Annotated in this window: 1 protein-coding gene; it reads left to right on the top strand. The window is 73.5% G+C overall.

Annotated elements, in window-relative coordinates; genetic code table 11:
* Positions 1–962, top strand: a 962-nt coding sequence (locus IE312_RS26785) for a cystathionine gamma-lyase (protein WP_229900472.1), incomplete at its 5' end; no start/stop codon positions are given.
* Between the last annotated feature and the right edge of the window lie 67 nt (positions 963–1,029).

The raw sequence follows: 1,029 nt of genomic DNA, 5'->3' as shown, positions 1-1,029 counted from the left end.
TGCTGGAGCGGGCCGTCAGCGAGCTGGAGGCACCCGGGCGGGAGGACGCCGAGACGCTGGTCTTCGCCTCCGGCATGGCGGCGATCTCCGCCGTGCTGTTCTCGCAGCTGCGCGCCGGGGACGCGGTCGTGCTGCCGTCCGACGGCTACCAGGTGCTGCCGCTGGTCGGCGCCCAGCTGGAGGCGTACGGCATCGAGGTGCGCACCGCGCCGACCGGCGGTGATGCCCAGCTGGAGGTGCTGGACGGGGCGCGACTGCTGTGGATCGAGTCCCCGTCGAACCCTGGGCTGGACGTGTGCGACATCCGGCGACTGGCGGAGGCGGCCCACGCGCGGGGCGCCCTGGTGGCCGTCGACAACACCCTCGCCACCCCGCTCGGGCAGCGTCCGCTGGAGCTGGGCGCCGACTTCTCCGTGGCGAGCGGCACCAAACAGCTCACCGGGCACGGCGATGTCCTGCTGGGCTACGTCACCGGCCGCGACACCGAGGCGATGGCCGCGGTGCGCCGCTGGCGGAAGATCGTCGGCGCCATCTCCGGGCCCATGGAGGCCTGGCTCGCGCACCGGTCCATCGCCACGCTCCAGCTGCGCGTCGAGCGGCAGAACGCCACCGCGCTCGCCGTCGCACAGGCCCTGCGGCAGCGGCCCGAGGTGTCCGATCTGCGTTACCCGGGCCTGCCCGACGACCCCTCGCACAAGATCGCTTCGCAGCAGATGCGTCGCTATGGCTGCGTGGTCTCCTTCACCCTGCCCACACGCGAGCGTGCCGAGCGTTTCCTGTCGGCCCTGCGTCTGGTGGAGGACGCCACGAGCTTCGGCGGAGTACGGTCCACCGCCGAGCGCCGCCGCCGCTGGGGCGGGGACGCCGTACCGGAGGGCTTCATCCGCATGTCCGTCGGCGCGGAGGACCCCGAGGACCTGGTGGCCGACGTACTGCGCGCCCTGGAGGAGTCCGCCCGGTAGGCGTCTCCGCGTCCGCGAGCAGACTCTGCAGGACGGTCCGAGCCTCCCCCCTCGTGGCTCGGACCGT

The sequence above is a fragment of the Streptomyces capoamus genome (genome assembly GCF_014654935.1).
Taxonomy (GTDB): domain Bacteria; phylum Actinomycetota; class Actinomycetes; order Streptomycetales; family Streptomycetaceae; genus Streptomyces; species Streptomyces capoamus.
The sequence above is the reverse complement of the archived record's forward strand: the minus strand, read 5'-3'. Positions and strand labels throughout refer to the sequence as shown.